Annotated in this window: 10 protein-coding genes and 4 pseudogenes; 4 read left to right on the plus strand and 10 right to left on the minus strand. The window is 69.0% G+C overall.

The window, feature by feature from the left end; all coding sequences use genetic code 11:
* Positions 1-65: 65 nt before the first annotated feature.
* The 6 genes and pseudogenes from ACFPZJ_RS29305 to ku form a co-directional block, all read right to left on the minus strand.
* A pseudogene (locus ACFPZJ_RS29305) lies at positions 66-158 on the minus strand (IS5/IS1182 family transposase); the annotation flags it as partial.
* Between the two features lie 69 nt (positions 159-227).
* Positions 228-1,076, minus strand: a complete 849-nt coding sequence (locus ACFPZJ_RS29310; protein ID WP_381027749.1) for an alpha/beta hydrolase — start codon at positions 1,074-1,076, stop codon at positions 228-230.
* A gap of 987 nt (positions 1,077-2,063) precedes the next feature.
* Positions 2,064-2,312: a hypothetical protein gene (locus ACFPZJ_RS29315; protein WP_381028327.1), complete on the minus strand. Its 249-nt coding sequence runs from the start codon at positions 2,310-2,312 to the stop codon at positions 2,064-2,066.
* Between the two features lie 904 nt (positions 2,313-3,216).
* Positions 3,217-3,669, minus strand: a complete 453-nt coding sequence (locus ACFPZJ_RS29320) for an Hsp20/alpha crystallin family protein (RefSeq protein ID WP_381027752.1) — start codon at positions 3,667-3,669, stop codon at positions 3,217-3,219.
* Positions 3,670-3,932: 263 nt separating this feature from the next.
* Positions 3,933-4,046: pseudogene (locus tag ACFPZJ_RS29325) on the minus strand (DUF2267 domain-containing protein); the annotation flags it as partial.
* 316 nt (positions 4,047-4,362) lie between these two features.
* Positions 4,363-5,265 carry a non-homologous end joining protein Ku gene (gene ku / locus ACFPZJ_RS29330; RefSeq protein ID WP_381027754.1) on the minus strand — a complete coding sequence of 301 codons (903 nt, stop codon included), beginning with the start codon at positions 5,263-5,265 and terminating at the stop codon, positions 4,363-4,365.
* A 341-nt stretch (positions 5,266-5,606) separates the two neighbouring features.
* Here ku and ACFPZJ_RS29335 point away from each other — a divergent pair.
* Positions 5,607-5,726: pseudogene (locus tag ACFPZJ_RS29335) on the plus strand (o-succinylbenzoate synthase); the annotation flags it as partial.
* A gap of 377 nt (positions 5,727-6,103) precedes the next feature.
* Positions 6,104-6,307: a hypothetical protein gene (locus tag ACFPZJ_RS29340; protein WP_381027757.1), complete on the plus strand. Its 204-nt coding sequence runs from the start codon at positions 6,104-6,106 to the stop codon at positions 6,305-6,307.
* A gap of 33 nt (positions 6,308-6,340) precedes the next feature.
* Here the strand turns inward: ACFPZJ_RS29340 and ACFPZJ_RS29345 are convergent.
* From ACFPZJ_RS29345 to ACFPZJ_RS29355, 3 genes and pseudogenes are all read right to left on the minus strand, one after another.
* A pseudogene (locus tag ACFPZJ_RS29345) lies at positions 6,341-6,560 on the minus strand (prolyl aminopeptidase); the annotation flags it as partial.
* A gap of 208 nt (positions 6,561-6,768) precedes the next feature.
* Complete coding sequence (locus tag ACFPZJ_RS29350; protein ID WP_381027760.1) at positions 6,769-7,788, minus strand: hemolysin family protein; 1,020 nt, start codon at positions 7,786-7,788, stop codon at positions 6,769-6,771.
* Positions 7,785-9,122, minus strand: coding sequence for a hemolysin family protein (locus tag ACFPZJ_RS29355; RefSeq protein WP_381027762.1), 1,338 nt, complete (start codon positions 9,120-9,122; stop codon positions 7,785-7,787). The genes ACFPZJ_RS29350 and ACFPZJ_RS29355 overlap by 4 nt, the downstream gene beginning before the upstream one ends.
* Positions 9,123-9,803: 681 nt before the next feature.
* Here ACFPZJ_RS29355 and ACFPZJ_RS29360 point away from each other — a divergent pair.
* Positions 9,804-10,748, plus strand: coding sequence for an MIP/aquaporin family protein (locus tag ACFPZJ_RS29360; RefSeq protein WP_381028330.1), 945 nt, complete (start codon positions 9,804-9,806; stop codon positions 10,746-10,748).
* A 989-nt stretch (positions 10,749-11,737) separates the two neighbouring features.
* Positions 11,738-11,974, plus strand: a complete 237-nt coding sequence (locus tag ACFPZJ_RS29365; RefSeq protein WP_381027764.1) for a copper chaperone PCu(A)C domain-containing protein — start codon at positions 11,738-11,740, stop codon at positions 11,972-11,974.
* Here ACFPZJ_RS29365 and ACFPZJ_RS29370 read toward each other — a convergent pair.
* Positions 11,919-12,443 carry a bacterial transcriptional activator domain-containing protein gene (locus ACFPZJ_RS29370; RefSeq protein ID WP_381027767.1) on the minus strand — a complete coding sequence of 175 codons (525 nt, stop codon included), beginning with the start codon at positions 12,441-12,443 and terminating at the stop codon, positions 11,919-11,921. The genes ACFPZJ_RS29365 and ACFPZJ_RS29370 overlap by 56 nt on opposite strands.
* Between the last annotated feature and the right edge of the window lie 108 nt (positions 12,444-12,551).

Here is a 12,551-nt window from a genome sequence, read left to right on the forward strand (position 1 = left end):
GGCCGGTGAGCAAGGACAGCATCTCCGGCTCTGCGCCCAGACGGACCGCTGAGCCCTTTCCGACCTCAAGCCCGTGCGATGTGAAGCACGGGGACGGCCTGCACGAGACCGGTGATGCGGATGGTGCTGCATCGCAGTTTGCGCAGGAGACACCAGCTTCAGGGAGCCCATGGCCAGGCGCAGCCCCCTCACCGCAGCCGGTGCCAGGTTGGTTGAGCAGGTATCGATCAATTTCCGTTGGGCCGCCACAGCCAGCGCAGAGCGTCCGGCAGCAGGACGCCGCCGTGGTTGGGGCTATGCCCGCCGTCACCCAGGACAAGGCGGAAGTCGTAGCCCGCTTCGGCGAGAGCGGCTGCCACACGCAGGTTTTCGGCGAGCCAGTTCCGCTGTGGCTCGTTCCAGTGCAGGTCGCGGTGGCCGCCTTGCATGAAGATGCGCAGCGGCTTGCGGGGGACGCGGGAGATGAGGTCGGGGTAGGGGTTGCCGTCCGGCATCTGCGCGAAACTGGACAGGTATCCGATGACGCGGCGGAATTTGTCCGGACGCAGCCACGCGGCGGTAAAGGCACAGTTGCCGCCGCTGCTCCCGCCGCAGATGCCCCACTGTTCGGGCGACCGGGCGATGGCATAGCGCTCCGCAACCTGCGGGATGATCTCGGTGAGGAGGAAAGTGACGTACTGGTCGTCGAAGGCGTCGTACTCGTTGTTCCGGTTCTTGGGGTTCTCCGCGTCGGGGAAGACGCCAGGATCGACAAACACGCCGATGGTGACGGGGATGTCGCCCCGGTGAATGAGGTTGTCCAGGACGATCGCGCCGCGTACCTCCCCCTCGGGGTCCAGGTACCACCATCCGTCCTGGAACACCATCAAGGATGCCCGTTCCGCAGGGTCGTACTGTGCAGGCACATGGACCCAGAACTTCCGGAACGTTCCCGGGTAGACCTCGCTGTCCCTCCAGTCGAACGCGACCGTCTCGCCAGCGGGCACGCCTGGCTGTCGAGCGGAATCGGGTCCGTGGACGTAGCGCACATCCGACTGGTCGATCGGAAGTGGCTGGTAGGGCATCTCGATGGTCACGGGGAGCAACCGTAGGTCGATCACCACCCCTGACCGCAAGGGATTTTCGTCCAGACGCTCCCCATCGCAGCTTCCGTGGCGAGGTTGGAAAGGGCTCGCTGTCACGAACTGCTGCCGAGGGCCATCCAGATCGCGCCCGCGCCTGTTACCACGCCACACAGGACAAAAGACAAGTCGGCGGGCATGCACCGTGTCCAGCGAACACGACATCGGTCTTGGCATCGCTTACCGCTGGACCCGACTGAAGCCAACTAGTCTTTCTTTTCTCCGTCTCACCGCCTGTGTTCCGGAAGCGGTCGACGACGGAGCTCCAAACGCAAACACCCGGAATACTTCGGTCCTCGCCGAGATCCACCTCGAGGGTGCCGTCATCATCGACCGAGGCTCCGCAAATCATGACCTGCGGAACTATATGCGCGCGCAGAGGATTGACCACCAGGAGCGCGTCGTCTCGCAGTATCCCCCTGGGCCGCGGAGGCGGCCGAGGAGTTCCGCCAGGCCCTTGGGGGCACGCGGCGAGGACCACGCGGTCTTCAGGCCGCAGGGATAGCCGGGGTGGAGGTTTCACACCACGCAAGGCCAAGAGAGCAGGCAGCGGCCGTCTTCGCATGAACATCCCCCGCAGGCCTCGGCTCCGCCGCATGGGACTCGCCAGACGGCCATTCCGCGCCATGTGTCACATGAAGGGCCGCCCTAGACACCCGGCCGGTCCACGAAGGCGACCGCAGCACGCCTATCGCTGGGAGGCCGATGTTTTCCGCAGGCGAGCGCCATGACGGGCTGCGGGCTCGCGGGGCCGGGAACGGGCTGCGCCCCGGCCGGAACCTTCCTGGCCGGGGCGCAGCGGGCAACGTGAGTGCTATGTGTTGCCCTTGCCGATCCCTGCACCGCTCGAACACTCAGGGCCGAAGATGTTGCACGGCTTGTCGGCCGAGTCCGGGTCGTGCTGCGGAGATGCGGACCCCAACTGTTCGCGGTGACTTTGAATCAGTCGGCAGACCCGATCACCGTGCAGAAGTTGCCGGTGTTCGCCTCCGTGTCGCCGGGGCCCCCAGTGACCGCAATGTCGCCGGCCTCGAACGTCTGCTCACACTCCACGAACTGCGCGTTTCCGACGAAGATGTCGAAGGCGTCGTGGTAGTCGTGATATCCATCGGCCTGGGCAACCCCGCTGCCGACAAGACCAATGCCGCCGACCATGGCTGCGACGGCCGCGGCCTTCCTGAGCTTCTGCATCACGTCTCCGATCCTTACACCACAGCCATTACGGACTGTGCCTGAATGAACACGTAGAGTGTTACACCCTCGTCCTGGCACGGCACCTCCGACACACCCGTTTGCGATTACTCACACCGGGAGCCAACTGACCCCTGCCGCCTCGCCGCAGCCCTGCGCTGCTCCGAGCCTGGCCTGGTGGCGCTCCTGCCACAATGGCCCTCCGTAGGCGGCGAGTTCAGCAAACGCGTCGGCCGTCAGGCCGGTGATCCGCCGGTCCCTGGTGATCACCGAACGAGTCACATCCCCCACTACGCGGCCGTGATCGACGATCACTCATGAGAAGACCTCGTCCATCGACCCACGGACTTGCCGACCGTCGTCGCCGACGACCTGCGGCAGGAGATCCTGGCAGCGCCAGTCGCGGCGGACGCAGTGGGTGAACAGCGCAGAACCATGGAGTGCTGGGCACGACATCCCCCGGGGCGCCGTGGTCTTGCGGGCAGTACTGCTGCATCAGCATGCCGAGGGAGGAGCCGGTCCTTGAGCCGGCGGGTGATCGGCCGCCTCCGGTGCGGCTCGGGGTTCGGCGAGGGCGCCAACGCCCGGCCGCGAGCTCATGGTGTCAGCGACGGACACGCGGCCCTCCGCCTTCGCCACGCCACTGCCCGCGCGACCGACACCATCCGGTACACCGCCACCAACGCAGTGACCGCTCTCATGCTCGCCGTCAGCGTCCTGCGCGAAGGACCAGAGCTACCCCGTACGGGAACCAGCCTGATCAACCGCGCGGCCAGCGCAGCTCTGCGGCGCGACGCCCCTTGGGCCTCTCCGGGCCGAGCTGACCATCTGGAGCGGGGGCGAGCCCACCTGGATGGGCGGGCCCGCCGACGAGGAGGGCGGGGTCAGTCGGTGATCTCGATACTCAGCCGGTGATCTCGATACGTCGAGGCTTGACCTTCTCCGCCTTGGGGACGGTGACGGTGAGCACGCCGTCGGCGAGTTCGGCGGTGACGTGCTCCTCATCGGTGTCCTGTGGCAGCGTCACCCGGTAGTCGAACTGGCCGCTGCGCCGGGTCCGGGCGCGCAGCACGCCGGTGCGTTCCTTGTCCTTGATCTCGCCGTGCACGGAAAGCTCGCCGGCGTTCAGCTCGACGGTGATGTCGTCCTTCTTCACCCCGGGCAGGTCGACCTCAAGCGTGTAGGCATCATCGGTCTCCTCCAGGTCGGCCAGTGGGGCCCACACGTCACCGAGCAGGCCGCCGCCGCCCGGAACGGCCGACTGCCACAACTGCCCCATCCGCTGGTACAGGTCGTTGAACTCGCGGAACGGGTCCCAGACCGCACCGGTCTCCTCGCGTCGCACGGGAAGCGTCATCTCCGATCATCCCTTCCGAAAGCTCCTCGGCCGGTGGCACGCCACGGCCGGATCACGTCCCGGAAGTCCCCCTGACCGGGACCTCCACTACACATAATCAGCCCAATACGGCCCATATCCCCCCATTGCCATGCGGAGGTGAGCGCTCCGACCAAGATCAACGGGAGAAGGGCAGCGATGCGGCACGAGCGTTTCCGGCGCAGGAGCGCGAGCGGGGCAAGTACACCTGGCCAGGAGGAGGCCGAGAAGATCTTCACCGCTGCGGCGTAGCCGGGCGGCAGCTGGCTGAGGATCTGATTCAGCTCCCCGCCGGAGACGGCATGGGCGAGAGTGGACAGCACCGGGCTGGTGTCCCACTCGGCAGTGCGGGGGCGTGCACACTGCTCAGCAGGGCCGACCTGGCTGACTGACCTCTGGAAGATGGCTAGCCGCGCCGCTCCCGGCAGGCCCTCACGAACTCGGTGCAGACCCACACCGCCAAGGTGAGGACGCAGGCCAGTACGACGATGCCGACAAGGCACGGGGCGATCATGCCGCCAGCATGTCAGGCGATCACGCCTCCCGACCCGCCGGCGTCCCCGTCGCCGCCCTGCGGGTCGACAAGCGGCACTCCCGGCCGGGCCTAGCAGTGTTGGGCGCTCACGGGGAGCAGTCGTGGCCACGGCCCCGTGGCGCTTGAGCCGGTTGAAGACCCTAGGCGCTCCTCGACCGGCGCCCCGCCGGCTTTTTCGCGGCGGTCTTCCTGGCCGGCTGCTTCTTCGCCGCGGCCTTCTTCTTCGGCTTCGGCATCTCGTGCACCTCGGCGTCCTCACCGCGGGACGCCCGAGCCTTGGCGACGGACTCCTGCAAGGCGGCCATCAGGTCGACGACCTGGCCAGGCTGCCGCTCCGGCTCCGGCATCTCCGGCGGGGCCTTGTGCTCGCGCTTCGCCTCGATGATCCTAGCGACGGCCTCGGTGTACTCGTCGCGTACGCCCAGCGCCTCGAGATCCTCGACGGTCAGGGTGTCCATGAGCGCGAGTGCGCCCTCGATCTCGTCCTCGGTCACCTCGACGGGCGGCGGCAGCAGCTCCTCCGGGGAGCGGATCTCGTCGGGCCAGCGCATGGCGTGCAGCACGATCACGTCGTCCTTCACGCGCAGCAGCCCCAGACGCTCTCGCCCGGACCAGGCGTACTTGGCCACCGCCACCTTCGAGGAGCGGCCGAGCGCCTGGACCAGGAGCTTGTACGGCTTGTGGGCGACCTGCCCCTTCGGCTGCAGGTAGTAGCCCTCCCCGATCCGGATCGGGTCGATGGACTCCAGCGGCACGAAAGCCTCGATCTCGATGGCCTTCGCCGTGGGCAGGGGCAGCTCCCGCAGCTCCTCGTCGCTGATCGGGATGATCTGGGTCTTGGTCAGCTCGTAGCCCTTGCCGATCTCCCCCTGATCGACCTCGCGGTCCTCGATCTCGCAGTACTTGCGCACCCGTACCCGGCCCATGTCGTCCAGGTGGTACTGGTGGAAGCGGATGCTGTGGTCCTCGGTGGCGGACTGGACGTTGATCGGCACGGTGACGAGACCGAAGCTGATGGCGCCGCTCCAGACGGTTCGGGGCATGGGTAGACCTCCGCAGTAGCCCCGAGCAGCACCCAGCCTACGGTCGGCATGCGGCTGGCACCACACCGTGCGCCTCTCTCGTCCCACCGGCACGCTGGGGTCCTGCCTTCCGATCACCCCGTCGTCGTGCATCGCATGTACGACTCGGCCGAGGTCCGCTCCGCCGTCGGCGTCGTTCGGCGTCGCACCGGACGGCGGCCCGCTCGCCCTGTGGGCAGCGGTCAGCTGTGGTGCCGCGTGCCCGGGGAGACCGTCGCGCTGCGCGCCGCCGACCAGACGCTCGCCGCCTCAGGCGGCACGCCGTGGGACACTTCCCAGATCCCTTTCCCGCTGTTCCGAGTGAGCCGGGCTGGGACGTCGCGCCGGTGCGCGCAGTACGCGAACGCTTCGGCAACGAACTCCCGCTCCAAGTCGACGCCAACACCACCTACACGCTCGCCGACGCCGAGCACCTGCGGCAAGCTCGACGACTGACGCCTGCCGGATCCCTGAGCGCGCTTGGGGCGCTCGGAGGCCGGAGGTGCGGTGCGGGTGACCACGGCAGGAAGCCGTCCGTGCGCGATCACCTGCCGGGGCAGTGACAGCCCGAAGTGCTTGCCGACGACCGTCGACACCCGGCGCTTCTGATCGAATGGTTTTTCGTCAGCGCCGAGCAGGTCATCGACGAAGTCTTCCGGCGGGACGACTCCGGCCGCTTCCAGCGCCGGCCGCAGCGCCGGCGGCGAGGAACGTGCAGAAGGAGGGCGGATCGTCCGGTCGTGGGTCTAAGATCACGACCCCGGCGCCACGGGAGACTGCCGGGTCCAGCACCCAGCCTTCACTGCCCACGCACTCCACGATGAACGACCAGTCGCCGCTTTGGCCGATGCGGCCTACGCAGGACGCCCACCGCGTCCTCGCCGTCGGACGCGCACCGGTCGAGCACGGCTTCGCCCGCCTCAAGAACTGGCGGACCCTCACGAAGCTCCGCACCGATCCTGCCCGCGCCACCCACCTCCTGCGCGCCCTGCTGGTCCTGACCACCCTCGACGTCAACCGCTGACGCCTAAATCTGCATGGCGACTGCGGTTCGGGCTCATCCCTCGTGAGCGAATCGGTCGAGGGCTGAGTACACGGGCGCGTGTTGTGTCGTTGCCCAAATGGCCCGCGTTGTCGATGACGATCAGCTCCGCGTCAGGCCAAGCACGGGCGAGTCCCCAGGCGGTGTCGAGCGGGCCGCCCATATCCAGTCGGCCGTGGACCAGAACGCCAGGGATGCCGGCCAGGCGGTGGGCGTCACGCAGTGCTCGCGGCTCACCGCCGAGATGCACTGGCGCTGGCCGACCTCGGGCTGGAGCGGTGGGCGGCGTAGCGCGTGGGAAGCTGTGCGAGGGTCCGTGCCGGACGCAGTCGGCACGGACCCTCTCTCGTATCTCGCCACGTTGCGTCGGCCCCCTTTGACGCGGGCGGTCAACGCGTCGTGCGCAGGGACGCCATCGGCGGACAACCCGAACTCACATGGCCTTACGCCGCCTGTGGCTGCAGGAAGCGGGCCAGCAGGTCGTCCAGGCTCACCGTGCCGGTGAGTCGTCCGGCATGGTCGCGGACCACGGCGAGGGAGGCCCTGCGACGGCGCAGCAGGTCGATCGCGTCGGCGACCGTGGCGCCCTCGGTCAGCTCGGGCGCCGGGCGGGCCAGAGCACGGGCACTGGTGGCCCGTCCCCTCGTGCGGGCCACCAGGGCGTCGCGGGCGTGCACCGAGCCGAGGACCGAGCCGTGCTCGCGGACCAGGAGCCGGGTACGGTCGCGGGCCGCGGCCACACGCAGGATCTCGTCGACATCGGCGTCGCCGTCGACCGACGGGATCTCGGCCACCGGTACCAACAGCTCCCGCACCGGGGTCTCCGGCTCGGTCAGCGAGCGCGTCAGCAGCTCCGAGTCCGTCGCACTGATCAGGCCGAGCCGCTCGGACTCCGCCACCAGGTGGGTGAGCTGCTCCCGGTTGTGCACCGAGGCCAGCTCGTCGCGCGGGGCGACCCGGCACAGCCGTACGAGGCCATTGCTCACCGCGTTGAGCAGCCGGATCAGCGGGCGTACGGCCTTCACCGCGGTTCGGAACGGCGGCGAGAGCAGCATCGCCGAGCGTTCGGGGTGGGCGATGGCCCATGACTTGGGGGCCATCTCGCCGACCACCATGTGGAGGAACACGACCACGATCATGGCTACGGCGAAGGCGACGCCGTAGCTGAGCGCGCTGGGCAGGCCCAGCTTGTGCAGCAGGGGGTCGAGTTCGTGGGAGATCGCGGGCTTGGACACCGAGCCCAGGCCCAGCGTGCACACGGTGATGCCGAGCTGGGCGCCGGCGAGCATCAGCGACAGCTCCCGCATGCCGGCCAGGGCAGCGCCGGCGCCGCGCCGCCCCTCGGCCGCCGCCCTCTCCATGCGGTGCCGTTTGGCGGCGACGAGCGCGAACTCGGCGGCCACGAAGAAGCCGCTGCCGATCAGCAGCAGCACGGTGACGAAGAGCGCCATCGGAAAACTCATGCCTGCTCCTCCGTCTCCTCGGCCAGTCGCTGGACCCGCACGCGTTCGGCCACGTGCCGATCGAGGGTGCGTACTTCGATCACCGCCCGGCCGCCCTCCGGCAGCTCCACGGTGACCTGGTCGCCGACCGTCGGGAAGCGGCCGAGCCGGTCGACGATCAGGCCGGCCGCAGTGTCGTAGTCCTCCTCCTCGGGCAGCTCGACGCCGGTGGCCTCGGCCACCTCGTCCAGGCGGCGGCCGGCGTCCACCAGCCAGCCGTCGCCGTCCGCGATGGCGACCTCGGTGACGGTGTCCGACTCGTCCGCGATATCCCCTACCAGTTCCTCGGCGATGTCCTCGTAGGTGACGATGCCGGCCACGCCGCCGTGCTCGTCGAGGACGACCGCGAACTCGTCGCCCCGCTCTCTCATCTGTGTCACGGCATCGGGCAGCGGAAGGGTGTCCGGCAGCAGCAGCGGTGGCCGGGCGGCCGCGCCGGACGTGGTGACGGCAAGGCGGTCTGCGGGCAGGCGCATCAGCTCTGCGACACCGAGGACGCCGCTGACGTCGTCGGGGTGGTCGCCGAGCACGGGATAGTTGGAGTGGCCGTGCTTGGCGATCAGGTCGACCGCCTCTGCGGCGGTGGCGTCCTTACGGACGAAGACGGCGTCCACGCGCGGCACCATCACCTCGTCCAGCGTCCGGTCGGAGAACGCCAGGGCGTGGTCGAGCAGGGCGGCGGTGTCCCTCGGCAGCGCGCCCTGCGCGTGGGACTCGCCGATGAGGTGGCCCAGCTCCTCCAGGGTGGCGCCGTGGTGCAGTTCCTCGACCGGTTCGATGCCGACCTTGCGCAGCAGCTTGTTCGCCGCCGCGTCGAAGACGCGCACGACCGGGCCGACCACCTTCAGGTACACCAGCGTGGAAGATGCCAGTGATTTCGCCAGCCGCTCCGGCACGGCGATGGCGAGGTTCTTCGGGGCCAGCTCGCCCAGCACCATCTGCACGACCGTGGCCAGCACGAAGGCCAGCACGACCGAGATGCCGCTTACGGCCGCGTCGGGGATGCCCACGCCCGACAGCGCGGGAGTGAGCAGCGCGGACACCGATGGCTCCGCGATGAAACCGACCACCAGACCGGTGACGGTGATGCCGAGCTGCGCGCCTGACAGCATGAACGACAGCCGCTCCAGCACCGTCAGGGCGCGGGCGGCTCTCCGGTCCCCGGCCTCGGCCTCACGGGCAAGGACCAGGCGGTCTGTGGAGACGTAGGCGAATTCCTGGGCGACGAAGTATCCGGTGCCGGCGGTCAGGACGAAGACCGCCAGCAGGCCCAGGAGGGCGTTCGCGGCACTCATCGAACACCATCCCGCCACGTGCCGGGCTCAGGAAATGCCTGGCGGGATGGTCGGGGACTGTGCCCCGGGGGGTCCGTCGGTCTGGCGGACAAGGGGTGGCTCCTTTTCTAGGTGTGCAGACAGACAAACGCTTCCGGCCACGATCATGTTCCCGACATCCGTGAACACCGCAGGAGCGTGGGCTGCCGTCATCTCAACCGGCGGAAGGCCGACTCCCTCGTCGGTTCCGTCAGACAACGGAAGACCGGCCGGACAGGGAGGGGTGAACGCCGGCATCGCGACGGCGGGCGCGAGCGGCAGCGGCCGTCGCCGCGGCAGGTCGGACGGCGCTGGCCCGGGCTCACCCGGTTGGCGCAGAGCGCTCTCGGAGGGATGGAGCGAGTCCGGCTTTCATCACGGCGAGGCACATCCGTCAGGGCTGCCGACCACGTATGCCGCCTGTGGCCTCGCCCCATGACACTGCCGAGCAGCCAGCATCACCAAGGACCGTCCAGCGAACCCGGCAGACGTCGAGGCACGGCGCCGCCTGTGACGGGCCGACCATGCGCGGTGCCAAGAACACCGACCGCCGCCCATCGACAGCATCGGCCCGGGTGCCCTGCGGTTGCCGCGACTGCCGAGCCGCGTTACTACGTGTTAAGGGCATTCGGCATGCCTGCCAGCAAACACCTGGAGGATCCCATGGCCGTGGAAATCCAGCCCCTGCTGAAGCCCTCACGGCTCAGGCGCCGCGGAGGCTTGTGGGGCGAATGTATCTCGGAGTTCCTTGGAACGTTCGTCCTCATCTCATTTGGCTGCGGCGTGGTGGCGATGACGGTCGCGGCACTGCCCGGCTCGGGCCGCACCTCGGGGCCCACCACGTTCTTCCTCGGCGCCGGGGACTGGCTGCTGATCACCTGGGGCTGGGCGATGGCGGTCATGCTCGGTATTTACGTGGCCGGCGGGGTCAGCGGGGCACACATCAATCCGGCAGTGACACTGGCCTTCGCCATTCGCCGTAAATTCCCTTGGGTCAAGGTAGTCCCCTACTGGGTGTCCCAGGTCCTCGGTGCCCTGGCGGGGGCCGCGCTGGTGTACGCCGTGTATCACGACGCCATCAACGCGTTCGACGACGCCATGGAGGGCCCCAAGACGGGCGGGCACACGCTCGCCTCGTTCTCGATCTTCGCCACCTTCCCGGCTCCGTACTTCCAAGGCGGCATCTGGGGGCCCCTGATCGACCAGGTCGTCGGCACTGCCTTCCTGGTCATGCTGGTCGTGGCCATCATCGACCTACGCAACATGGCCGTGCAGGCGAACCTCGGACCGCTGGTGATCGGCCTTGTCGTCGCCGCCATCGGCATGTCCTTCGGAGCGAACGCGGGCTACGCCATCAACCCGGCTCGCGACTTCGGCCCACGCCTGTTCACATGGATGGCCGGCTGGAAGGATCTGGCGTTTCCGGGCAGCTTGTCAGGGGCCTTCAACGGCTACTGGTGGATTCCGATCGTCGGACCGCTCGTCGGCGGTGTGATCGGTGTGCTGATCTACGACCTGCTCATCGGGGACGTGCTGCACATCCGTGCCCAGACGGGGGAGCTCCCGGAACCCGGTCGGACGCGCCCCACCACCTCCGAGGAGGGATAGCCGGCACTGCCAGATGCCTGGCAGTCACCCTCCCCTCGCCGCGGCGGCACCGTGACAGCCACGCTGTCCGGTGCCGCCGGGCGCGCCTGAGGCAGTCAGCGCGGCTGCCACACCGGCGGTGGCCGCTCGGCCTCCACCGGGTCGTGTACCGGGCCAGTCACCCGTGTCCTCCTGGGCTGTCCCGCGATGACCGGAGTGAGGTGCGGGGCAGCCCTGAGGACGCCCTTGGGCCTCCGAACGCATTCGGACGGCCCAACCAGGTGGTTCAACGGTGCCGGCCTCGATCGTGTGGACCGCGGGCTGCACGGCGCCGATGTGCGTGGCGATGGAGGTCAGGGCTGTTTCCGCATCCGAGAGGGCAGTGGCCGTGTGCGGACCCGGAGCCTTGCCGTCGTCGGCCGCCTCCACGACCGGGCGTGCCGTCTGCACCGCCGAGCGCGCCACCTCGGCCGTATTCGCGACCTTCTCCGAGTAGTCCGTCTCCGACCACGAGGGGCCCACACACCCGGCCAGCAAGGCAGTGGAGACGGCGAAGGCGAGCAGCACTGTCAGCAGGGCAGGTGGTTTGCTGACCGGCACCGTCATGTCGTGGAGGCCCATACGCGGCAGACCACAACCGCCACCACCCTCCACGGGCTTCGCCTCGCCGACGCCGCACGAGGGCTGTCTCCGACAGCCCGCCCGACGTCTGCGACGACGACGCCGTCACAGCGGTGATCCAGGACCCCGTGCGCCCTCGCGGCGGCGGCCCTGGCTGTGGGGGTGACCGCAGGCGGGTGCGGGGCTGATGATGACTTCTTCCTGCCTGGCTGGGATGCGCCGGGCCAGAACGCCCGCATCAGCGACATCATGATCCGGTACGCGCATGTGTCCGAACCGCGAGGAAAGCCGTGGCAGCCGGGCAGCGACGTCCCCGCCTACGTGTGGCTCTACAACAAGGGCGGCGAGGCCGACAGGCTGGGGGTGCCAGCACGCCCAACGCGGCCTCGGTGGACATCGTCGACCCCGACGACAAGCCACTTCCGCGTGGGGTGGAGCTGCCGGCGAACCAGCTCGTGGAGCTGGAGCCGGGAAAGGTTCATCTGGTGCTGCGGGACGTGCGCGAGGTGATCAGGGGCGGCGCCTTCATGAAGTTCGCCATGCGGCTCGAAAACGCCGGGTCGATCACCTTCAACAGCCAGTCACAGATCCCCGCCTACGACGGAAGCCCCTCCCCCACGCGGTGAAACGCCCGGTGCTGCCGCATCCGGTAGGGGCGGTGAGAAGGCGACACGACACCTTGGTCCGACGAGCGCGTCGACCTCCGGGGACGTCTTCGTGTCCTTCGTGACGGAGGAAGAGGGCACGGGTATCGGGCGGCGGCTCGATGCCGAGCTCGCGCTCCAACACCGCAGCACGGACGTGGTAGGCGCCCACGGCACGGGCGCGGTCCCCGGAATGCTGGTACCGCCGCATCAGCAGCCGGTGGCTCTCCTCCCGCATCGAAACGTGGGCGACCAGCCGCCCGGCACAGCGGATCGCCTCCGGCCAACACCGGTCGTCGACGCCGTTGGCGGCGCGGTCGACGGGAGCGCCACGCCGCCCGGCGCTGACGTCCCCGCCCGGCGGCGCTCCGGCACAGACACGAGCGCGGCACCATGACGACCGCGGCCACGGTCTACCGGCGCCTCGCGCCGTGTGGGCGCTGCACGGCACGGCTCACCCCAGCTCGGCAGGGCGCGCCCGGGATCCCGTTCTCCAGTTCACGCGAACCTGTGTACGGGCTGTATCCGGACGGGTAGGTTCTGTCCGCCACCCCCAAGT

This window comes from Streptomyces bullii, assembly GCF_042657145.1.
In the GTDB taxonomy this organism is placed as follows: domain Bacteria; phylum Actinomycetota; class Actinomycetes; order Streptomycetales; family Streptomycetaceae; genus Streptomyces; species Streptomyces bullii.

Coding starts and splice junctions, on each gene's coding strand:
- ACFPZJ_RS29315 (WP_381028327.1), bottom strand. CDS start 2,312: ATGCAGAAGCTCAGGAAGGCCGCGGCCGTCGCAGCCATGGTCGGCGGC.
- ACFPZJ_RS29320 (WP_381027752.1), bottom strand. CDS start 3,669: ATGACGCTTCCCGTGCGACGCGAGGAGACCGGTGCGGTCTGGGACCCG.
- ku (WP_381027754.1), bottom strand. CDS start 5,265: ATGCCCCGAACCGTCTGGAGCGGCGCCATCAGCTTCGGTCTCGTCACC.
- ACFPZJ_RS29340 (WP_381027757.1), top strand. CDS start 6,104: ATGAACGACCAGTCGCCGCTTTGGCCGATGCGGCCTACGCAGGACGCC.
- ACFPZJ_RS29350 (WP_381027760.1), bottom strand. CDS start 7,788: ATGAGTTTTCCGATGGCGCTCTTCGTCACCGTGCTGCTGCTGATCGGC.
- ACFPZJ_RS29355 (WP_381027762.1), bottom strand. CDS start 9,122: ATGAGTGCCGCGAACGCCCTCCTGGGCCTGCTGGCGGTCTTCGTCCTG.
- ACFPZJ_RS29360 (WP_381028330.1), top strand. CDS start 9,804: ATGGCCGTGGAAATCCAGCCCCTGCTGAAGCCCTCACGGCTCAGGCGC.